17 protein-coding genes are annotated in these 20,728 nt (G+C 64.1%); 6 read left to right on the top strand and 11 right to left on the bottom strand.

Annotated features, from left to right (window positions below; genetic code table 11):
- Positions 1-11 precede the first annotated feature (11 nt).
- From addB to HMP06_RS03535, 7 genes are read right to left on the bottom strand one after another with little or no spacing between them, the layout of a single operon-like run.
- The gene (addB, locus tag HMP06_RS03565) at positions 12-2,960 is read right to left on the bottom strand and encodes a double-strand break repair protein AddB (protein WP_176495858.1); all 2,949 of its coding nucleotides are present in this window, start codon (positions 2,958-2,960) and stop codon (positions 12-14) included.
- Positions 2,953-3,717, bottom strand: a complete 765-nt coding sequence (locus HMP06_RS03560) for a nucleotidyltransferase family protein (protein WP_176495857.1) — start codon at positions 3,715-3,717, stop codon at positions 2,953-2,955. Before HMP06_RS03560 ends, addB begins: the two co-directional genes overlap by 8 nt.
- The gene (locus HMP06_RS03555) at positions 3,711-4,679 is read right to left on the bottom strand and encodes an aminoglycoside phosphotransferase family protein (RefSeq protein WP_176498349.1); all 969 of its coding nucleotides are present in this window, start codon (positions 4,677-4,679) and stop codon (positions 3,711-3,713) included. Before HMP06_RS03555 ends, HMP06_RS03560 begins: the two co-directional genes overlap by 7 nt.
- Positions 4,676-5,116, bottom strand: a complete 441-nt coding sequence (gene tsaE, locus HMP06_RS03550) for a tRNA (adenosine(37)-N6)-threonylcarbamoyltransferase complex ATPase subunit type 1 TsaE (RefSeq protein ID WP_176495856.1) — start codon at positions 5,114-5,116, stop codon at positions 4,676-4,678. The genes HMP06_RS03555 and tsaE overlap by 4 nt, the downstream gene beginning before the upstream one ends.
- The gene (locus HMP06_RS03545) at positions 5,116-5,415 is read right to left on the bottom strand and encodes a CcdB family protein (RefSeq protein WP_176495855.1); all 300 of its coding nucleotides are present in this window, start codon (positions 5,413-5,415) and stop codon (positions 5,116-5,118) included. Before HMP06_RS03545 ends, tsaE begins: the two co-directional genes overlap by 1 nt.
- Positions 5,415-5,672 (bottom strand): type II toxin-antitoxin system CcdA family antitoxin, encoded by a 258-nt coding sequence (locus tag HMP06_RS03540; RefSeq protein ID WP_176495854.1) that lies wholly within the window; start codon positions 5,670-5,672, stop codon positions 5,415-5,417. The genes HMP06_RS03545 and HMP06_RS03540 overlap by 1 nt, the downstream gene beginning before the upstream one ends.
- A gap of 55 nt (positions 5,673-5,727) precedes the next feature.
- Positions 5,728-7,947, bottom strand: a complete 2,220-nt coding sequence (locus tag HMP06_RS03535) for a sensor histidine kinase (protein ID WP_232089943.1) — start codon at positions 7,945-7,947, stop codon at positions 5,728-5,730.
- Between the two features lie 373 nt (positions 7,948-8,320).
- Between HMP06_RS03535 and HMP06_RS03530 the strand changes: the two genes are divergently transcribed.
- Positions 8,321-11,452 (top strand): TonB-dependent receptor domain-containing protein, encoded by a 3,132-nt coding sequence (locus HMP06_RS03530; RefSeq protein WP_176495853.1) that lies wholly within the window; start codon positions 8,321-8,323, stop codon positions 11,450-11,452.
- 74 nt (positions 11,453-11,526) lie between these two features.
- On the top strand, positions 11,527-13,134 hold the full coding sequence (locus HMP06_RS03525; RefSeq protein ID WP_176495852.1) for a tetratricopeptide repeat-containing sulfotransferase family protein: 1,608 nt from the start codon (positions 11,527-11,529) through the stop codon (positions 13,132-13,134).
- A gap of 15 nt (positions 13,135-13,149) precedes the next feature.
- Here HMP06_RS03525 and ahcY read toward each other — a convergent pair whose 3' ends face one another.
- Positions 13,150-14,580 carry an adenosylhomocysteinase gene (gene ahcY / locus HMP06_RS03520; RefSeq protein ID WP_176495851.1) on the bottom strand — a complete coding sequence of 477 codons (1,431 nt, stop codon included), beginning with the start codon at positions 14,578-14,580 and terminating at the stop codon, positions 13,150-13,152.
- 90 nt (positions 14,581-14,670) lie between these two features.
- Positions 14,671-15,243 (bottom strand): YqgE/AlgH family protein, encoded by a 573-nt coding sequence (locus HMP06_RS03515; protein ID WP_176498347.1) that lies wholly within the window; start codon positions 15,241-15,243, stop codon positions 14,671-14,673.
- A gap of 111 nt (positions 15,244-15,354) precedes the next feature.
- On the opposite strand from HMP06_RS03515, the gene HMP06_RS03510 reads away from it, so the two are divergent.
- The 4 genes from HMP06_RS03510 to HMP06_RS17875 all read left to right on the top strand — a co-directional run bounded on the left by HMP06_RS03510 (position 15,355) and on the right by HMP06_RS17875 (position 18,158).
- On the top strand, positions 15,355-15,834 hold the full coding sequence (locus HMP06_RS03510) for a peroxiredoxin (protein ID WP_176495850.1): 480 nt from the start codon (positions 15,355-15,357) through the stop codon (positions 15,832-15,834).
- Positions 15,835-15,921: 87 nt separating this feature from the next.
- A complete protein-coding gene (locus HMP06_RS03505; protein ID WP_176495849.1) occupies positions 15,922-16,191 on the top strand; it encodes a hypothetical protein in 270 nt (89 codons plus the stop codon).
- Between the two features lie 75 nt (positions 16,192-16,266).
- The gene (locus HMP06_RS03500) at positions 16,267-17,721 is read left to right on the top strand and encodes an AMP nucleosidase (protein ID WP_176495848.1); all 1,455 of its coding nucleotides are present in this window, start codon (positions 16,267-16,269) and stop codon (positions 17,719-17,721) included.
- A gap of 119 nt (positions 17,722-17,840) precedes the next feature.
- Entirely contained in the window at positions 17,841-18,158 is a 318-nt protein-coding gene (locus tag HMP06_RS17875; RefSeq protein WP_232089851.1) for a hypothetical protein, read from the top strand.
- Positions 18,159-18,162: 4 nt separating this feature from the next.
- Here HMP06_RS17875 and HMP06_RS03490 read toward each other — a convergent pair whose 3' ends face one another.
- Positions 18,163-18,891 (bottom strand): SIMPL domain-containing protein, encoded by a 729-nt coding sequence (locus HMP06_RS03490; RefSeq protein WP_176495847.1) that lies wholly within the window; start codon positions 18,889-18,891, stop codon positions 18,163-18,165.
- Positions 18,885-20,723, bottom strand: coding sequence for a M2 family metallopeptidase (locus HMP06_RS03485; RefSeq protein WP_176495846.1), 1,839 nt, complete (start codon positions 20,721-20,723; stop codon positions 18,885-18,887). The genes HMP06_RS03490 and HMP06_RS03485 overlap by 7 nt, the downstream gene beginning before the upstream one ends.
- Positions 20,724-20,728 lie beyond the last annotated feature (5 nt).

The raw sequence follows: 20,728 nt of genomic DNA, 5'->3' as shown, positions 1-20,728 counted from the left end.
ACGGAAGATGGTCAGTCACGCCCATACCATTCGTCACGCCGCATCAATTGATCATACTCGGCATAGGGTGCGTAATCCGGATGCAGTTTCGCCTCGAACGCACGCGCGCCGGTGAGCCAGTCCGCCGCCGCCTCGCTAAAGTGATGCGCCGCCAACGCGGTGAATTTCTCGGGCAAGACCTTGTCGCCCTTGCCCGCCGGATCGACCGGCGAGGTGGCGCGACCGAACGACTCGCCATTCTTGGTCAGCGACCAATATTCGAAGCCGCGCGCCGCCCCCTGGATGCCGGCAAAGCCACCGCGTTCGGCGATCAAGCCGAGCAGCCCGAGCTGCAGACTGAACCCCTCGCGCACCGCCGCCGACGAGGGGGCCTTGCCGGTCTTGTAATCGATCACCGCGAGCGCCCCGTCGGGCAGCCGATCGATCCGGTCGAACTTGCCCGTCAGCGTGACCCCGGCAATCGCGATGTCCCCCGCCTGCTCGACCGCCAGCACCGTGCGCCCGGCATCCACATTGCGGCCCATTTCCGCGACGATCCAGTCGATCGCCTCCATCAGGCGCGGCCGCCACAAAGCGCGCTGCATCGGGTGCGCGCCATCGAACATGCCGCGCGCGCGGTCGTGCAGCCGGTCGAGCGCGCACGCATCCTCGCGCGCCCAGCGTTCGAGAATGTCGTGCACTGCGGTGCCGCGCCACGCCGCACTCGGATCGGCATCGACCGGATCGAGCTGGATCAGCCCGAGGATGCGCTTGGCATAAAAGGCGTAGGGGTCGGCCTTAAGCCGGTCGACATCGGTCACCGCGATCTTCTTCGGGCGTAGCTCGGCAGGCGGGACCGGGGCAGGCTTGGGGGCCGGCTCGTGCAGACCGGGATCGTCGAGCGCGCGCGCCCAGCCCTCCAGCGCCGACGCGCGTTCGAACTTATCCCCGGCCAGTGCCTGCAAGCGCAGCCAGAAGCGCGAGGCGATGGCCGGTTGCGTGCCGCCGCGCCGCGCGCGCGTAATGATTGCAGCCGGTGCGCCGAGCGCCTGCGCCAGATCGTGCGCCGCCATGCCGACGCCACGATCGAGCCCCGGCAAGCCCAGCTCGGTGCGGATGCGCGGTGCGAGCCACGGATCGGGCGCGGGCAGGCCGGGCCATGTCCCTTCGTTCAACCCGCCCAGGATCATCAAATCGGCGGTCTGCAAGCGCGCCTCGATCAGGCCGTAAATCGCAAGGCGGGGATGCCCGCCCTGCGGTGGACGCACCGCGATTTCATCCATCAATGTCTTGAGCAGCGGCGCGAGGCTGGCCGGATCGATCGTCGCCGGGCCGTGCACGGCGTGCAGTTCCGCCTCGCGCAGCAAATCCGCCGCCGCGCGGCCGGCCGGGCCGGACCACAGCGCATCGCCGCACAGCGCCTGTGCCGCCTCGCGCAATGCGGCGAGCAGGCTCGTGAGCGGTTGCGCCTGGCGGTCGAACGCCTGTTCGATCGGCGCGAGCAGCGCGCGCGCTTCCGGCCACCACGCCAGCGCCATCTGCGCACGTCGCGCGTCGCGCAGGTGCGCGTCGATCCCGACCAGGCCCGCCGCCGGGCGCGGACCGCGCAGCACCCGGTCCAGCGCGCGCACGCCGTCGAGCCAGTCGCCCCGCGCCGCGCCGAAGCGCACCAGCGGATGTTTGAGCAACGTCAGCAAGGCGAGCGGCGCGAAGCGCTGCGTGGCCGCCTCGGCGAGCGCGGTGAGCAATGTTCCAGAAGGCAGGATCGACAGCGGGCGCCCGGCGGAATCATCGACCGCGATGCCCCAGCGCGCGCAATGTGCCGCAACGCGACGCGCAAGGCCGCGGTCGGGGGTGACCAGCGCCGCCGTCCGCACCGGCGTCTCGGCGACTTCGCGGAGCGCGAGCGCAATCGCCTGCGCTTCCTCCCCCGGCGTCGCGAGTTCAGCGGCAGTGATCCCGCCGATTCGACGCTGTTCAGGCCCGAGCGTGGTCCATTTCGCGGTGAATTCCGCCGAGGCGAGCGCATTCGCCACCGCCTTGCCGCGCGCGACGGTTGCATCATGATCGCTACCATCGCGCCAGGTGCGGAACTCTGTGCGGTTGACGCTCATCCGCTCCAGCAACAGCTTGATATGGAATTGCGGGTGCGTCTCGATCGATCGCCGCGCCAGCCCGGTTACAGGGTCGGGATCGAACGGGCCGAGCGCGTTCCATTCGTCCGAATCCATCCCCGTCGCCAGATCGGCCAGCACCACCATGCCGCGCGGCAAATCAGAAATGCTGCGCAGCAAATGCGCAACCGCAGGCGCGCTATCGGTGATCCCGGCCGCGCAGACGAAGCCCGACGGAGGCGCGGTTTTCCAGCGTGCCGCAAGTCGCCGCAGCACAAATCCACGACGCGCCGCCGCATCGATCCGGCCGATCCGTGCCAGTTCCTCCGGCCAGCGATCGAGCACGATACCGAACAGATCGAGCGCGCGCTGCCAATGCGCCGACATCGCTTCGTTGAGTTCGATCTCGCGTAATCGGCGGGGTTCGATTTCCTCGACCAGCAACTGATCCAGCGTCCGCGCCAGATCGCCCGCCAGCCGCACCGCTTCCGCCGCATCGACCGGCTGCCCGCCGCGCGCGCGCTCCTCCGAGACCAGCCGCGCGAGGATCATGCGGCGTTCGAGCGGCGCGACCGCAGGCGGCAGCGGATCCGCATCGTCCGCCGGATCGAGCGCAGCACCGATCGCCTCGTCGATCCCAGGATCGCCGATCGCCACCAATCGCGGCAGCAACAGACCGCCGTCGCTCGCGCGGACGAAGGCATCGGTCAACGCGCGTTTGGCGCGGTTGTTGGGGAGCAAGACGAGGCCACGCGCGAGTTCCAGATCCTGTCCGCCGAACTGCCGAATCAGCCCCGCCGCCAACGCATCGGCAAAGGCGCGGTGCGAGGGAATCGTGAAAAGTTGCGGGGCCGCGCGCTCAGCCATCGGCCAGCATCGCCTCGGTCTTGCCGACCGCGGCGGGGGTTCCGACATCGAACCACAACCCCTGATGGACGAGGCCATAAGCGCGCCCGGCTGCAATCGCGCGTTCCCAAAACAGCATCGTCGAGAACGGCCCCTCCGGCCAATCCACGATGACGCGTGGGGAAAGGATTTGCACCCCAGTATAGACGAACGGCGCCAGCTTGCCCGGTTGCCGCCGCCCGATGATCCGCCCGTCGGGGGCGAGCCGGAAATCACCCTGCCCGCCGTGGTGGTTCGCGCGGGCGAGCGGCACCATTAGCAGCAGCGCGTCCATCGTCGCATCATCCCACCGCGCGGCAAGCATGCGGATCGCATCGGACGGGCCATCGACCCACAGATTGTCGCTGTTGACGACAACGAACGGCGCATCGCCGATAAGATCCCGCGCCTGCACGATGCCACCGCCGGTTTCCATCAACCGCTTGCGTTCATCGGAGACGACCACGTCGATCCCCGAGACGCGATTGTGCAAATGCGCCTCCAGCGCGTCGGCCAGATAATGGACGTTTACCACCGCGCGCTCGACGCCGCTCGCGCGCAGCCGGTCGAACACGTGATCGATCAGCGGTTTGCCCGCGACCTCGACCAAAGGCTTGGGACGCGTCGCGGTCAGCGGGCGCATCCGTTTGCCGAGGCCGGCGGCCATCACCATCGCTGTCTTCGGCACCGCCCCACCCGGATCGGGCCGGATGTGGAGCGTGCGTTTGGGTTTCAGCATGACGACAAAGCCAGGGGATCACCGCGCAGCCCTTGAGGGATCGTCGCGTCGAACCACGCCTTCACCGGTGCGAGCGCGGGATGCTCGAGATCGCGGTTCAGATAGCGCCAAACGCGCGGGCACAGCGTCGGATAGCGCGGCTTGCCGTCGCGCTGCCACAGCCGGGTGAAGATGCCGACGATCTTGGCGTTCCGCTGCGCGCCGAGCACGTGATAGGCGGCATCGAACCCGGGGTCGGTAGCAACTGCAGCCTTGTAGTGCGCGAGCATCGCTGCCTCGACATCCTCGCTTACGTCACGCCGTGCGTCCTGCAGCAAAGACACCAGATCATAGGCCGGATGGCCCGCCAGTGCGTCCTGAAAATCGAGCAAACCGAGCGTATCGGGGCCGATCAGCATCAGATTTTCGGCATGGTAATCGCGCAGAACGGTGACTTTCGGGCCGACCAGCGCATGGTCGAACACCGCATCCCATGCCGCCGAATAGGCCTCCTGATCGGCCTCGATCCCGATCGCCGGGCAATACCATTCGGTCAGCAGATCGGCCTCGCGGTGCAGGACCGCGCGGCCATAGGGCGCCAGCGCGGCAGCCTCACGCGTATGAAGCGAAATCAGGATGTCGATCGCCGCCGCATAGAGCGCCAGCTCGCGCGACGGTTCGGCATCGACCGTCTCGCGCATCCGGACGTCGCCGAAATCCTGCAACAGGACGAGCCCATGGTCGAGATCTTCACCATGAATCTCGGGCGCGGCAAAGCCGTTACCGGTCAACCAGCGCGCCATGTTAAGAAACGGTCGCGGGTCCTCGTGCGGCGGCGGCGCATCCATCAGGATCGCGCTGCGCGTTGGCTCCACCGCCCTGAAATACCGGCGGAACGAGGCATCGCCCGCCACCGGCACAATGTCTGCGTCGTCCCATCCGTTCGCGGCCAGGAACGCGGCCGCCGCCGCCGGTGGTGTCATATCTGCTGCCATCGGTCCTTCCAGCCCGGCGGGACCGCGGCTGTCAAGCGACGGCTTCCGTCGGGCAGCATCTCCAGCGTCAGCGCGAGGGCATCGGGCCACCAGCCGGGCGCGCGTTCGGGCCATTCGACCAGCAGCACCGAATCGTCCGCCGCCTCGTCCAGACCGATCTCATCGATCTCATCAGGGTCATCGATACGGTACAGATCGACGTGGAGGACGGGCAGTCGCACTTCCGGCGGGGCATAAGGCTGCACAATCGCAAAGCTGGGACTTGGTGCCTCGCCGACCAGCCCAAGCGCCGCAAGAAGGCCCCGCGCGATACTCGTTTTGCCCGCGCCGAGCGGACCGGACAGCGTCACGACATCGCCGGGTGCCACGAGCGCCGCCAGCCGGGCACCGAGCGCCTCGCTCGCCTCCGGATCGCGCAGGTGCATCAATAGCCCGTCAGCAGCATGTCGAGTGCGTTCATGATGGCGTCCTGTTGATGTGCCAGCCACCCAACCTTGGGCGGAATGTCGCGCTTTCGCATTGCAGCGGCATATTGGGTCATCATCACGACGTCAGTGTCCTGGACGCGAAAAACCGGATTGAGCCTCGCCGCCGGTGTTGGATACGCCTCCAGCAGGAACAGCGGCACCATCAGGCGCGTGTCGAGACCAGACAAATAATCGGTCTGGCAATCGAGCAGATACCCGCGTCCGTCAGCGCTTTGATGCACATCGAACCGCGCCATCAGAAGAGCCGATATTTTTCCAACGGCAGACCGTGCTTTTCAACCCAAGCGTTGGAAGCCTCAATCGCGTCCTTATTCTCCTCCTGCCAGCGGCGGTTGCGTTCTGCCGAGATTTGCTTGGCCAGCCCTTCCTCGCACGCACGCGAGACATTGATGCCATAGTCCTTCGCCGCCGCGACCAATTTGGTATCGAGCGACACGTTGGTCGCACGCCGAATAGCCGGGGCTTCGTCCCGCCGGGAAACTCGAATCGCCATTTGGCCCTCCAAATCTATGCGCACAGTCTATGCGCATGGCCGGAAACGCACAAGATCACCGCCGCGGCAACGTCACCGTGATCAGCGTCCCCTGCCCAGGCTCGGACAGCAGCTCGATCGTCCCGCCATGCGCCTCGACGAATTGCTTCGCCAGCGGCAAGCCAAGCCCGAGCGCACGCTCACCACTCCGCGTGATCCCCGGCTGTCCGAATCGATCGAACGCGCGCGCAAGCGACGGGCCACTCATCCCCGCCCCATCGTCCGACACGACGATCCGCGCCGCCGCCGCCGTCCCGTCCGTGTGGAGCAGGACACGCCCGCCTTCCGATGCGCCCGTCACGGCATGGCGGAGAAGGTGCTCGATCACCTGTTGCAGGCGCTTGGCATCCCCCTTGGTAGCGCCGGTCGAGGGGAGAATCTCTATCGCAAAATCCAGCGCGCGCTTCTTCGCCAGCGGTGCGACCGTATCCGCCGCCGCACGCGCCACGCCGTCGAGCTCGACCTCGAGCATTTCGAGCACAGGTTGCTTGCCCTCGGCCTGCGTCAGATCGAGCACTTCATCGACCAGCATCCCCAGCCGCTCGACCGATTCCAGGATCGCCTCGACATAGCCCGACGCCGCCTTGGTCAATTTGCCGGCATAGCCCTCGTTCAACATCTCGGCGAACCCGCTGATCGAGGTCAGCGGGGTCCGCAGTTCATAGCTCATCGTTGCGACGAACGCGGTCTTGATCCGGTCCGCCGCCTCCAGCGCCTCGTTGCGATCGCGCAGCGCGGTTTCGATCCTGCGGCTGTCGGAGATATCGAGCATCGTGAACAGTCCGTTGCCGTCGGGCAGCGGCACGGCCGCAAATTCGAAATGCCGCCCGTCCTTGAACGCGACACGCCCACCGCGCTGCTGCCGCTCGACCGTTGCCGCGCGCACCAGATCGCCGATCAGCACCGACCGCGCCGGGTTAGCTAGCTGCCGCGCCGCGACCTCGGCCAGGGCATCGACGCGCGGGTGCGTCACCAGAAACGCTTCGTCGAAACCCCACATCGTCCGGAACTTGTTGTTCCAGAGTTGTAGCCGGCCATCCGCCGCGAACACGCCAAGCGCCTCGAACAGATTCTCGAATGTTGCAGTGCGCACGCGCAGCAACGTGTCGCGCGCGCTGGCCAATTGCACCTGTTCGGTGCGATCCTCGAAGATCAGCAGCAGACCGCCGTCGGGCAGCGGCTGCGCCACAACGCGCAGATGCACGCCGCCGGGCAAATGCCATTCCTCCTCCTGCCCACCGCCCGCCGCCAGGAACCAGTCGCGCCGCTCGGACTTCCAGCCCGGAAAATCGCGCACTTCGGGCAGCCGCTGCGTTTCGCGCATCCGTTCGAGCACGCGATCAAATTCAGGCCGGTCGGCGAGCCATTCGCTCTTCATCGCAAACAGGCGCCGGAACGGCTGATTGCAAAACACCAGGCTGCGGTCGGCGGCGAATTGAACGACGCCCGCCGAAAGCCGGTCGAGCATCGCACGCTGCGCATCGTCGAAGCGCTTCAGCCGCGCCCGCGCTTGCTCCAAATCCTCGATATCGATCGCGAACCCGGCCACACCGCCGGTCGACAGCGGCGCATCATAGACGCGCAGCATCCGCCGTTCACCGCGGATCGTCGCTGGCATCGCCTGCGATTGGACAGCCTTGGCATCGCGCGCCAGCACCGCACTCGCCAGCGGCCCGCCGACGCCCGAACCCTCGACCAGTTCCAACCCGCGCGCGATGACGTCCTGCTCCGACGCGCCCTCTACCGCCGCGACATAATGCGAATTGACCATGGCGAGGCGCAAGTCGGCACCGCGATACCACATCGGCATCGGGGCCGCCTGAATGACCCCGCTAAGCTCCTCATAATAGGTCGTCGCCTCCGCCACCGCAGCGTCAAGCCGCGCGATCTCGGCCTCGCTCTCGGTCGCGTCGAACACCCACACGATCACGCCGCCCGGCGCCTGCACGTCGCGCGCGGCGCGGCTCCCACGCAACATCAGCGCGCGCGCCGAACCTTGCGCTCGCACCGCCCGCGAGAACGGGCGACCCGATTTCTGGGCAGCAGCGATGTCGGCGGAAAGTGCTGCGGTATCCCCGGGCGGCAGCCCGCCGCCCTGCCCGCCACCCTTTGCCGTAAGGTCATCGAGATAGCGCGGCGGCGTCGTCAGCCCAAGCCAATCCGCGAGCCGCGGCGGACACTCGAGCCGCCCGTCAGCACGCACGATAAGCGCAAGTGCCGGGGCAGAAGCCAGCATCGCCTCCAGCCGCGCGTTTACGGCGAATGTCTCCGCCGCCTCCCGCCGCGCCCGCAGCCCGGTGTAGAGGATCCACACCGCGACGGCGAGCAACCCGGCCAACAAGAGACCTGCGACCACGCTATTGGCCTGCGGAATCACCGTCGTTCAATCTCCATGCTTGGCCGGCAATCCTAACCAATCTCGTGTGCGGTAAGCGATAAAATGGGAGAATACAAAGGGCCGCGAGCCGGGAGGAATTGAGGCCGCGAAGGACCCTTTGTTGCTTTTGGGTGACATCGGACGAAATGTTTCCCGATTGTAGCAGTTGAATGCTTGATGAACGGGCGGGGATCGTCAATTCTCTGCACATTCAGGATAAAGGGGCCAAATCATGATTTCTCACCGCCTTCGGCAGGCCACCGCTCTGGGATCTGCCGCGTTCGTGGCGACGCTGATGGCGTCGGCGACGCCTGCGCTCGCCCAGACCAGCCCGACGACTTCGACCATCCCGCCCGCTCCGTCTGATCAGGCCGAGGCGCAGGATGAAACGAATATCGTTGTAACGGGATCGCGCATTCGCCGCCCTGGCCTCGATTCCTCCGTTCCGGTCACGACGATCTCCGGCCAGGCCTTTTTCGAAACCGGCTCAACCTCGGTCGGCGACACGCTGAATGATCTGCCCGCTTTGCGCAGCACGTTCAGCCAGGCGAACTCGACACGCTTCCTCGGTACCGCTGGCTTGAACCTGCTCGATCTCCGCGGCTTGGGTACGCAACGCACGCTCGTGCTCGTAAACGGCCGCCGCCACGTGGCTTCGGACGTTTTGTCAAATGCTACCTCCGTCGACGTGAATACGATCCCGACCGACCTGATCGATCGGGTCGATGTGGTAACGGGCGGCGATTCGGCAGTGTACGGTTCGGATGCGCTCGCGGGCGTGGTCAACTTCGTCCTCAAGGATCACTATGAAGGCGTGCAGATCCGCGCCCAGGGAGGGATCAGCCAGCATGCCGACGCCGGCAGCAATTTCGTAAGCGTTCTCGCTGGCAAGAACTTCGCCGATGGTCGCGGCAATATCGCGATCGCGCTGGAATATGCCCATCAAGAGGATTTCTACGCGAGCGACCGCGCAGAATACCGGTCCGTCAGCGGCTTCGTTCAAGTGCGCAACACGGGCGCCGTCGGGTCGCCGCAGTCGATTTTCGTCAACGATATCCGCAACGGGGTCTATACCAACGCGGGCACATTCCTGACCTACTTCGGCGGCTCCAGCTACACCCCGGTCATCTTTCAGCCGAACGGCACGCTCGTCCAGCAGACCGGAACTCCGGTTGGGCTAGCACCGACGCCAAGCTATATCGGTGGTAATGGCGACAATTTCCGCGACGGTACGCAGTTTGCGTTCCGGCCTCGCCTGGACCGTTACAGCGCCAATCTGATTGGCCATTTCGAAATCAGCCCAGCGTTCGTACCGTTCGTTGAAGCGAGCTTTACGCGGACCAAATCCTTTGGCAGCGCATCGGGACCGTTCTTTACCAACGCTCTTGGTGAGCGGTTTCGGACCGACAACCCCTATTTGAGTAACCAGGCGCGTGGCATCATCCGCGATTATTATGGTGACTATAATGGGGCCACCGATCCGGTCACTGGCGCTTCGATCGGTGACGGCATCAACGACGCCGACCAGAACGGGTTCGGTTTTTACAAGAACGCGGTCGACCTGACCAACCGTACGGAAGCTGCGCGGCGCGACACATATCGTATCGTGGCCGGGGTAAAGGGCAACTTCAATAACGACTGGCACTATGAAGTGTCCGCCAATTACGGCCAGTTCAACGAACACACACAGATCAATGGCAACGTAAACCTCCAGCGCTATTTCCTGTCGATCGACGCGGTTGATCAGGGGCTTGCGCGCGGCGGTGTCGCGAACGGCAACATCGTGTGTCGGGCCTCAGTCAGCCCAGCCGCCGCAGCGGCGGCGAATGCCGGCGCGATTGGTGCGGGCGTAAACGCAGCCTATGCCAACGCACAACTTGCGGGCGATGTGGCCGCGTGCGTGCCCGTCAATTTGTTCGGAAGCGGAAAGGTGACGAGCGCGTCGCAGAATTATCTGCTCCAGAATTCGATCGCCGATGGCAAACTCACCCAGTTTGTCGCCAGCGCGTTCGTCAATGGCGACACGAGCGGTTTCTTCAACTTGCCCGGCGGCCCGGTCGGCTTCGCGGTCGGTGCCGAATATCGCCGCGAGACCAATTTCTACCAGCAAGACGTCGCGACTGCATCGGCTGCGACATTCTACAATGCGATTCCGCTCTTCAATCCGCCTTCGTTCGAAGTGAAGGAGGCGTATGCGGAAGTTCGAGTGCCGATCTTCAAGGATTTGCCGTTCATCAAGGAATTGACGGTGAATGGTGCGGCGCGTGTGGCAGACTATAAGGGCAACACGGGTACCGTTTATTCGTACAATGGCGGCGTCGAATACGCACCGGTAAGCGGTCTTCGCTTCCGTGGTAACTACTCGCGAGCCGTGCGCGCGCCAAACTTGTCCGATCAGTTCACGCCGCTTGGCCAGAACTTTTTTGGCTTTTCCGACCCGTGCGCGTTGCGCAATCGCGCTTCGGGCTCGCAGTTCCGCGCCGCGAATTGCGCGGCGGCGGGCGTTCCCGCCGCTTACGATTTCGTCTATCAATCGACGCCAGGCTATCTTTCGGGGGGCAACCCATCGCTGCAGGCCGAAAAATCGGATTCGTACACGATCGGCGGCGTGTTCCAGCCCAAGTTCGTACCGGGATTTTCCTTCTCGGCCGATTATTACAACATCACGGTCAACAACGTGATCAACACCCCCGGCGCCCAGGCGATCATCAACGCGTGTTACGATTTGCCAACACTCAACAACCAGTTCTGCGGCGCTTTCCAGCGCGACACGACACGACCGCTGACCCAAGGCCAGTATGTCAACAACAGCCTTGCAGCGACGCCACTTAACTATGCAAAGTTGGTGGTCAGCGGTATCGACTTCGATATCGGTTACGAGCACACGTTCGGGAATATTGGCAAGTTCTCGATCCATGGCATCTACACGATGGCGCTCCAGGCAAGCAATTTCCTCGATCCAACCAACCCGACCTTCGAAGATCGCACGCTTTCCGAACTCGGCGATCCTCAGAACAGCTTCAATCTGGATATATCGTTGAAGCATGGCCCGCTCACGCTCGGCTACAAAATGCAGTATCTCGATAAGATGACGAATGGCGCCTATGAACGGTATTTCAGTGTTCAGGGTCGCGCACCGACCAACCCCAACGCGGTTGCACCGGAATATAAGCTCTATCCTGTGATTACCTATCACAATGTTCGGGCAGAACTGGACGTAAGCACGAAATTCAACGTGTATTTGGGTGTCGATAACGTCTTCGACCAGCTCCCACCCTTTGGTCTGTCCGGTGCGGGCGGCGGGAGTGCGATTTATCCGAACGTCGGGCGGTACCTGTATACAGGTGTCCAAGCGAAGTTCTGATCAATCGTAACCGTAACGACGATCCGTCAGCCGCAAGGCGGGCGGATCGTTCTCCTTCCGGTAGATTTGCCGCGATGACCGGAAATGATGTTGATGCCGCACGTAATGAGCCGGTGCTCTCACGCGCGCTGGCTGACGCCATTGAGCATCTTACCGCCGACCGGCTCGGGCTCGCCGAGGACATCGTACGCCGCCACCTGAACGACCATCCCGATGATGTGGCAGCGCTGTGCATCCTTGGCGATCTGGCGGCGCGCGCGGGAGTGCTTAGCGAAGCCGTCGACTTGTTCCAACGCGCCGTCGATCTCGCTCCCCGGTATTCGGAGGCACGGTTCAATCTTGCACGCGTCCTCGCGCGGATCGCGCAGATTCCGCGGGCGATAAGCGAGCTCACGGCCTTGCTCTCGGCCGACCCGTCAAATCTTCCTGCGACAAAATTGCGGCTCGCACTGCTTGCACAAACAGGCCAACACGATCGTGCGGTCAGAGAGCGCGCCGATCTCCTGAGGCGGAGGCCGCACGATCCATATCTGTGGATCGCTCAGGCCAACGAGCTTAAGACGGTCGGCCGACGCGAAGAAGCAATTGCCGGATTTCGGCATGCATTGGCGTTGAACCCCCACGCGGGCGAAGCATGGTGGGGACTGGCGAATCTCAAGGTCGGCGCGCTCGCCGCGGACGACGATGTGGACGCGATGCTGTTCGCCATCGAGCACGCTGGCGAACATTGGCGACGCACCATCCCCACGCATTTCGCGCTTGCGAGGGCGTTCGAAGATGCTGGTGCTTACGAACCAGCGTTCAAGCATTATAGCTTGGGAAACGCGCTGCAACGGCGCACCCGCGATTACGATTCAGCCACCACTACCCAGGAAGTGGACGCGACGATCGCGCAGTTCACACCCAGCTTCGCCGCCGATGTCAGCAATCTCGGCTGCCTGTCGCGCGCACCGATTTTCATCGTCGGCATGCCGCGCGCGGGATCGACCCTGGTCGAGCAGATCCTCGCGAGCCACTCGCAGGTAGAAGGCACGTCCGAACTTCCGATCATCCCGGCACTGGTAAACCGCAAGCTCGGCGCGGAGCGCAGCCGTCACGATCAGACCTTCTCTTCCGTGCTGGCGCGGCTAGATGGAACAGACTTACGATCCCTCGGCGACGAATATATCGCTGGGGCAGCGATCTATCGCCATACTGATCGTCCCTATTTTATCGACAAGCTGCCGACGAACTGGATGGATCTCGCGTTGATTTGCACGATGCTGCCTAATGCAAGGATCATCGATGCGCGGCGCGACGCGCTTCCCTGCTGCTTTGCCAACTGGAAGCAGTATTTCCCACTCGGTCACGGCTTCTCGAACGATCTGCGCGATATCGCCTTCTATTACCGGGATTATGTGCGTGCGATGGCGCATTTCCAGCATGTGGTGCCGACGCGGATTACGCGGGTCGACCATACGCTGCTGCTGGAAAATCCCGAACGCGAGATCCGGGCGTTGCTCGAATGGCTTGAATTGCCCTTCGAACCGGCGTGTCTCACGCCGCATCTGACCAACCGACCCGTGCGGACCGCAAGCTCCGAACAGGTTCGCCGTCCTATCAGCACCGCAGGTGCTGACCTTTGGCGGCATTTCGAGCCGTGGTTGGGGGAAATGAAGACGGCACTAGGCGATCTCGCCTAGCGCCGTCGTCGGAGATCAATAGCGGTAATGATCGGGCTTGAACGGGCCTTCGGTCGGCACGCCGATATAGCCTGCCTGCTTCGGGGTCAGCTTCGACAGCTTCACGCCGAGCTTTTCGAGATGCAGCGCAGCGACCTTCTCATCGAGGTGCTTGGGCAGGACGTAGACTTCGTTCTTGTAGTTCTCGCCCTTGGTCCACAGCTCGATCTGCGCGAGCGTCTGGTTGGTGAACGACGCCGACATCACGAACGACGGGTGACCCGTCGCGCAGCCGAGATTCACCAAACGGCCCTTGGCGAGCACGATGATCTGCTTGCCATCGGGGAACTTCACCAGATCGGTACCCGGCTTCACTTCGTTCCACTCATAGTTGGACAGAGCGGCGATCTGAATCTCCGAGTCGAAATGCCCGATGTTGCAGACGATCGACATCGGCTTCATCGCCGCCATATGCTCGGCGGTGATGACGTCGGCATTGCCCGTTGCGGTGCAGAAGATGTCGGCGCGGGTCACGGCCTCTTCCATCGTCACGACTTCGAAGCCTTCCATCGCCGCCTGCAGCGCGCAGATCGGATCGACTTCGGTCACCATAACGCGTGCGCCGCCGTTGCGGAGCGACTGCGCCGAACCCTTGCCGACATCACCGAAGCCGGCGACGACGGCGACCTTGCCGGCGAGCATCACGTCGGTCGCGCGACGGATCGCATCGACCAGCGATTCCTTGCAGCCATAAAGGTTGTCGAACTTCGACTTCGTCACCGAGTCGTTGACGTTGATCGCCGGGAACGGCAGCTCGCCCTTCTTGGCGATCTCGTACAGGCGATGGACGCCGGTGGTGGTTTCCTCCGAGACGCCCTTCAAATTCTTGACGGTCTCGGTCAGGTAACCCGGATACTTGGCGATATAAGCCTTGAGGGCGCGCTGGAATTCGACTTCCTCGTCATTCTCGGGCTCGCCGAGCGTGTGGCCGGCTTCGAGCTTGGCACCCCACAAAGCGAACATCGTTGCGTCGCCACCGTCGTCGAGGATGATGTTGGCGGTCTGACCGTTGCCACCCTTGTCGGTGTCGGCACCCCAGTTGAAGATGTCGCCGACATAATCCCAATATTCGGCCAGACTCTCGCCCTTGATCGCGAACACCGGAACACCGGTCGCGGCGATCGCGGCGGCGGCGTGATCCTGCGTCGAGAAGATGTTGCACGTTGCCCAACGGACGTCGGCGCCGAGCGCGGTCAGCGTCTCGATCAGCACTGCGGTCTGGATCGTCATGTGGAGCGAACCGGTGATGCGCGCGCCCTTCAGCGGCTGCGACGCGCCGAATTCGTCGCGAAGTGCCATCAGGCCAGGCATCTCGGTCTCGGCGATGTTGATTTCCTTGCGCCCGAAATCGGCGAGGGAAATGTCGGCAACGACATAGTCGGTCTTGCGGTCGAGAACGGTGGCCACGCGGGTATCTCCGGTATGATTGATGCGCGCCCCTAGCCCGCCTTGCGCTCAAAATCAAATATAAAGATGTCTTTATATGTCCCGGTCGAGCTAGGCCCGGCCCGCGCCGCTGACCAGCAGTCGCGGGTCGATCCCGGCGCCAGAGAAGGCGGCGGTCCAGCGGTCGCTGGTGTCGGTCTGATACAGCAACGCGGTGTCGCCGGGCGTACTGAACCAGCCGTGGGTCGTCATTTCCCCATCGAGCTGCCCCTCCCCCCAGCCGGCATAACCGAGTGCAACCAGCCAGCGGCTGGGTCCGGTGCCCGCCGCGATCGCCTTCAGCACATCGATCGTACCCGACAGGGCCCAAAGTGGCCCGTCCTGCCCCACCACGGCGACGGTATCCTGCCCGCCCCAGTCGAGCCCGTGCAGCACGAAGCCACGGCGCGGCTCGACCGGACCACCAAGATGCACCGGTGCATCGGGCGCGACGCCGGGGTCGATCTCAAGCTGGCGCAGCACGTCGTGCAGTCCGAGTCCCTCGATCGCCGTGCCGATCCCGATCCCCAGAGCGCCCTCGGCATCATGGGCACACATCGCGATCACGGCGCGGTCGAATCGCGGATCGCCCATGCCGGGCATCGCCAGCAGGAACTGGCCGGTGAGGTAGCGCACATTGTCCATCGGCATGATCCATAAGCGCCCGGCGCGCCCACCGCCACGCTTGAAATTCGCGGCGGACTGCACGACGTACTGCGCGCCACAAAATTCATCCGGCCAATAGGAGATTCCCTCATGACGATCAGCGTCGGCGACCGCATCCCCAGCATCACGCTCACCAAGGCAACCGCGAATGGGCCGGACCAGGTCAGCTCGGACGATTTCTTCAAGGGCCGCAAGGTCGCGCTCGTGGCGGTGCCCGGCGCGTTTACCCCGACCTGCTCGGCGCGGCATTTGCCCGGGTTCGTCGACAATGCCGATGCGTTGAAGGCAAAGGGCGTGGACGAGATCGCCTTCACCTCGGTCAACGACGCTTTCGTGATGGGCGCCTGGGGCAAGGCGAGCGACGCCGATTCCATTACCATGCTGGCGGACGGCAATGCCGTTTTCGCACGCGCGGTTGGCCTGACCTTCGACGGATCGAAATTCGGCATGGGCGAGCGCAGCCAGCGCTATTCGATGCTCGTCAATGACGGCGTGGTCGAACAGCTCAATGTCGAGGCGCCGGGCGCGTTCGAGGTTTCCTCGGCCGAACATCTGCTGAGCGAAATCTGAGCCAAGATGAATGGAGTAGCGGTCGTGGAACCGTCCTCGCCCGCGCTTCGTTGCAAGATCGTAACGCCATTTAAAAAGGAGCCCATCATGACCGATGCAGTCGATGCCGCCAAGGATCTCGCCAACGAGGCGACCAAGGAAGTGAAGAAGGCGACCGGCGAACAGACCCTGTTCGAACAGGCTCAGGAGGCCGTGACCGAAGCGATCACCGCGACGGTCGATGCGGTCAAGGCCAACCCGCTCGCGGCAGCCGGCATTGCGGCTGGAGCAGCCGCTGCAGTGGCTGGCGCTGCGTTCGGTGCGAGCAAGCTGCTCGCCAAGGACGAAACGCCCGCCAAGGGCGGCAAAAAGGCCTAAATGTCCGGTGGGCGCGCGCAACCCGCGCGTCCACATGGTCTTGCGCACGTAACGATCCGGCATTAGCCGCTAAGGATGACGCAAGCATCCGATATCGTCGCCGAGCTCGACCGCCTCTACCGTGCCTCGGTCGAGCGCCTCCAGAGCGCGCTCACCACCTATATCACGACTGGCACCCCGCCGCCGCCGGAGACGCGCCGCGACGGGAGCTTTGCTTATCCCGAAATCCGTTTGCACTATCGTGGCGGCGGCGACCGGCCTGCGCCGATGCGGTCGTTCGGCCGGCTGGTCAGTGAGGGCGATTATGCCATCAGCGTCACCAAACCCGCGATCTTCGCCGACTATTTGACCGAGCAGCTGACGCTGCTGATCGAAGATTATGACGTGACGGTCGAGGCGGTGCCCGGCCGCCAGGAAATCCCCTTTCCCTATGTGATCGATCCCGGTCACGCGCTCAGCCTGGATGAAATCTCCGCGATCGACTTGGCGCGGCATTTCCCGGCGACCGAGTTGGCGCATATCGGCGACGAAATCGCCGACGGTCTCTACGCGGTGACGACCGGAATCCGCCCGCTCGCTCTCTTCGATGGCCTGCGCACCGATTTCTCGCTCGCGCGGCTGCGGCATTACACCGGCACCCCGCCCGAGCATGTCCAGCGCTACGTGCTCTTCACCAACTATCACCGCTATGTGGATGAATTCGTCCGCTGGGCGTTCAGCCAACTTGGCCCCGACAAGGACGGCAACGCATCGCGCTACACTGCCGTATCGGGCGCAGGCGGTGTGCTGCTCCACGCGGGCGACGATGTCGAGGCGGCGCTTGCCGATACCAGCGCATGGCGGCGGCACCAGATGCCGGCCTATCATCTGATCGCAGAGGACGGCACCGGCATCACACTCGTCAACATCGGCGTCGGCCCGTCCAATGCCAAGACGATCTGCGACCACCTCGCGGTGCTGCGCCCCGAGGCGTGGCTGATGATCGGCCATTGCGGCGGCCTCCGCCCCAGCCAGCGGATCGGCGATTATGTGCTAGCGCACGCCTATCTGCGCGACGATCATGTGCTCGACGACGTGCTGCCCCCCGCCATCCCGGTCCCCGCCATCGCCGAAGTCCAGCTCGCGCTCGCCCGTGCCGCCGAGACGATTTCGGGCCAGACCGGCGACGAGCTGAAACGCCGCCTGCGTACCGGCACGATCGTCACCACCGACGACCGCAATTGGGAATTGCAATATTCGCGCAGCGCTTTGCGCTTCTCGCTCAGCCGCGCGGTCGGCATCGACATGGAATCGGCGACGATCGCGGCGCAGGGCTATCGCTTCCGCGTGCCCTATGGGACGTTGCTGTGCGTCTCCGACAAGCCGCTCCACGGCGAATTGAAGCTGCCGGGGCAAGCCAACCGCTTCTACGAACGCGCGATCAGCGAGCATATGCGGATCGGCATCGAAGCCTGCGAGGAACTCCGCCGCGAAGGCAAGAAGCTCCACAGCCGCAAACTGCGCGCCTTCAACGAGCCGCCGTTCCGCTAACGCCCCCGTGCTCCTGCGAAAGCAGGAGCCCAGGGTTACGCGCGTTGTAGGGTGCGGCCGGGGGAAACGCTTTCAATCTCGCGCGTTACGGCTGCTCAAGGATTTCAGGAGCACCCGACATGGCGACCACCAAAACCCCCGCCAAGACCACGACTCGCAAACCCGCCGCCAAGACCAACGGCGCACGTAAGGCCAACGCGACCCGCGCCAAGAGCGCGAAGACCAACCATTGGGGCACAGCGGCCATCGTCGGCGGCGTGGCAGCAGTTGGCGCAGTCGCCACCGCAGCGCTCTTCGCGCTCCGCGGTTCGGCCGTGCTCAGCGACATGGAAGACACGCTGATCGGCGGCGGCAGCCACGCGCATCAGGCCGACGGTAGCGATTCGAGCGCTTCGTTCCGGGCAGGCATCGCCGACGAAGGAACGATCCCCGGCTGAGCCGTTATCGCGTCAACACGAAGTCGATCCACACATCTGCCGTCACGTTCTGCTCCCCCGGCAGGACAGGCGGCGTTGCGGCATTAGTCCGCGACGCGGTCACCACGATATCCTGACCGTTCTCCGCGAAGCTCGTCCGCTCGCTGATCCGCAAAATGCGGGAAACATGCAGGCCGAACGGCGTGGCATAGTCCGCCGCTTGCGCCTGCGCGACCGCAACCGCCGCTGCCCGCGCGCGCGACTTGAGCGGCGCGTCGTCAGCAAAATCGAACTGCGGGCCGTCAATCCCGCTCGCTCCGGCACCGGCCAGAGCATCGTAAACGCGCGCGACCATCGCCATGTCGCGCAGCTTGATGCTCAGCCGGGTCTGGGCGCGGTAGCCGATGATCACGTCAGTATCGTCACCGTCCTTGTCGGGCTTGAAACGCGGCCCGACCCGAAGCGCCTCTGTACGCATTGCAGCCTCAGGCACGCCTGCGGATCGAGCGGCCGCGATCAGGCGTTGCGCAACCTCGGCATTGCGCAAGCGAGCCTGGTCGGTCGAACTGCCGTCGCTCACCACATTGGTCGATAACGTCGCCTGATCGGGAACAGCCTTGATTGTGCCATGCGCGGAGACCTGCAACAGCGTCTCGCTGGACAACAATGGCGCTGTCTGGACGCCATTAGGCTGTTGCGCGCTGGCGCCACTCGCGGTGGCGCACAGGAGCAATGCGAGCGAATACTTTACCATCCGCTCGGCTTCCCCTTGTTCTGCTTGTCCAGCCACGCCTTCAGCGGCGCGAAATACTCGACCATCGCCTGCCCGGAAATCTCGCGGCTGCCGGTGAAGGTTTGCAGCGCGTCGGGCCACGGCTTGGACTGGCCCATCGCGAGCATCGCGTTCAGCTTCGCGCCGACCTCCTTATTGCCGTAAAAGGAGCAGCGATGCAGCGGCCCCTTCCAGCCCGATTGCTTGCACGCCGCCTGATAGAATTGGAACTGCAGCAAGCGCGCGAGGAAATAGCGCGTGTACGGCACGGCGGCCGGCACGTGATACTTCGCACCGGGATCGAACTTGGTCTCATCGCGCGGCACCGGCGGCACCACGCCCTGATATTTCAGGCGCAGGTCGTTCCAGCCCTTCTCATACCCCGTCGCCGGGATCGCGCCCGAGAACACGCCCCAGCGCCATTTGTCGATCAGCAGCCCGAACGGCAGGAACGCGACCTTGTCCATCGCCTGCTTCAGCAACAACCCGATATCCTTGTCGGGCGTCGGCACCTTCGCCTGATCGAGCAGGCCGATCTTCACCAGATAATCGGGCGTGATCGACAGCGCGACGAAATCGCCGATCGCTTCGTGGAAGCCATCGTTGGCGCCATTCTCATACAGGAACGGCTGCTTGTTATAGGCGCGCTGATAGTAATTATGGCCCATCTCGTGGTGGATCGTGACAAAATCGTCGCCATTCACCTTGGTGCACATCTTGATGCGAAGATCGTCCTTGCTGTCGACGTCCCACGCCGAGGCATGGCAAATCACTTCGCGGTCGAGCGGCTTGGTGATTTGCGAGCGTGCCCAGAACGTGTCGGGCAACGGCTTGAAGCCGAGCGAGGAGTAGAAGCCCTCACCGGTGCGGAACATCTTGACCGGATCATAGCCCTTCGCAGTCAGCAGATCGCCCGTGTCGTATCCGACATCGCCCGCCCCCTTGGGCGCGACCACGTCATAGATATTGCCCCATTCCTGCGCCCACATATTGCCGAGCAGATCGGCGCGGATCGGGCCGGTCTTGGGCTGCACCGCATCGCCATATTTGGCGTTCAAATTCCAGCGGACATAGGTGTGGAGCGCGACGTAGAGCGGCTCGACCTGCTTCCAGAGCTTGTCGGTCAGCGCGGCGAACTCGTCAGGCTTCATGTCATAGCCCGAGCGCCACAGCGCCCCGACATCGGCATAGCCGAGCTCCTGCGCGCCCTTGTTCGCGATCTCGACCTGCCGCGCATAATCGCCGCGCATCGGCGCGCCGACGTTATCGTGCCAGCTGACCCACATCTCCTTGGTCTTGGCGGGGTCACGCGTGGTGCCCATCGCCGCCTCGATGTCGCTGCCGTTGATCGGCTTGCCATCGAGCGTGCCGCGGCCCTTGCCGTAACCCGAGGACATGCGCGTCACGATCGTCGAGAGCTCGGTCGCGGCACCCGGCGTGGTCGGTGCGGGGAGCGTGAGGCCGCTGCGCAGGATATCGATCTTGCGCTTGGTGTCGAACGACAGACCCTGCAGCGACGCATATTTCGCCGCCTCGAGCGCGAAACGGACCCCCATCTCGGTCCCCTCCGCGCCGAATTTCGCGGCGATCGCGTCGGTATCGTCGGTGATGTAGGTCGCATTGATCCACGCCGCTTGCTGCGCCGGGGTCGAGAACTCGGCCAGTTCCTTCTCTGCGCGCGCGACGAAGGCATCCGCTTCGGCAACGCTCGGCGCAGCCGCCGCCGTTGCGGCGGGGGCCGCTTCCTCGGCAAAGGCAGGGACGGCCGCCAGCGACAGGATCAGGGCGAGCGAAGAAATTCCGGTGCGGATCATGCGAG

The sequence above is a fragment of the Sphingomonas sp. HMP6 genome, assembly GCF_013374095.1.
Taxonomy (GTDB): Bacteria; Pseudomonadota; Alphaproteobacteria; order Sphingomonadales; family Sphingomonadaceae; genus Sphingomonas.
The sequence above is the reverse complement of the archived record's forward strand: the minus strand, read 5'-3'. Positions and strand labels throughout refer to the sequence as shown.

What these genes read in the sequence shown, in the direction of transcription:
- addB (WP_176495858.1), bottom strand. Translation starts at nt 2,960, where the DNA reads ATGGCTGAGCGCGCGGCCCCGCAACTTTTCACGATTCCCTCGCACCGC.
- HMP06_RS03560 (WP_176495857.1), bottom strand. Translation starts at nt 3,717, where the DNA reads ATGCTGAAACCCAAACGCACGCTCCACATCCGGCCCGATCCGGGTGGG.
- HMP06_RS03555 (WP_176498349.1), bottom strand. Translation starts at nt 4,679, where the DNA reads ATGACACCACCGGCGGCGGCGGCCGCGTTCCTGGCCGCGAACGGATGG.
- tsaE (WP_176495856.1), bottom strand. Translation starts at nt 5,116, where the DNA reads ATGCACCTGCGCGATCCGGAGGCGAGCGAGGCGCTCGGTGCCCGGCTG.
- HMP06_RS03545 (WP_176495855.1), bottom strand. Translation starts at nt 5,415, where the DNA reads ATGGCGCGGTTCGATGTGCATCAAAGCGCTGACGGACGCGGGTATCTG.
- HMP06_RS03540 (WP_176495854.1), bottom strand. Translation starts at nt 5,672, where the DNA reads ATGGCGATTCGAGTTTCCCGGCGGGACGAAGCCCCGGCTATTCGGCGT.
- HMP06_RS03535 (WP_232089943.1), bottom strand. Translation starts at nt 7,947, where the DNA reads ATGCTGGCTTCTGCCCCGGCACTTGCGCTTATCGTGCGTGCTGACGGG.
- HMP06_RS03530 (WP_176495853.1), top strand. Translation starts at nt 8,321, where the DNA reads ATGATTTCTCACCGCCTTCGGCAGGCCACCGCTCTGGGATCTGCCGCG.
- HMP06_RS03525 (WP_176495852.1), top strand. Translation starts at nt 11,527, where the DNA reads ATGACCGGAAATGATGTTGATGCCGCACGTAATGAGCCGGTGCTCTCA.
- HMP06_RS03515 (WP_176498347.1), bottom strand. Translation starts at nt 15,243, where the DNA reads ATGGACAATGTGCGCTACCTCACCGGCCAGTTCCTGCTGGCGATGCCC.
- HMP06_RS03510 (WP_176495850.1), top strand. Translation starts at nt 15,355, where the DNA reads ATGACGATCAGCGTCGGCGACCGCATCCCCAGCATCACGCTCACCAAG.
- HMP06_RS03505 (WP_176495849.1), top strand. Translation starts at nt 15,922, where the DNA reads ATGACCGATGCAGTCGATGCCGCCAAGGATCTCGCCAACGAGGCGACC.
- HMP06_RS03500 (WP_176495848.1), top strand. Translation starts at nt 16,267, where the DNA reads ATGACGCAAGCATCCGATATCGTCGCCGAGCTCGACCGCCTCTACCGT.
- HMP06_RS17875 (WP_232089851.1), top strand. Translation starts at nt 17,841, where the DNA reads ATGGCGACCACCAAAACCCCCGCCAAGACCACGACTCGCAAACCCGCC.
- HMP06_RS03490 (WP_176495847.1), bottom strand. Translation starts at nt 18,891, where the DNA reads ATGGTAAAGTATTCGCTCGCATTGCTCCTGTGCGCCACCGCGAGTGGC.
- HMP06_RS03485 (WP_176495846.1), bottom strand. Translation starts at nt 20,723, where the DNA reads ATGATCCGCACCGGAATTTCTTCGCTCGCCCTGATCCTGTCGCTGGCG.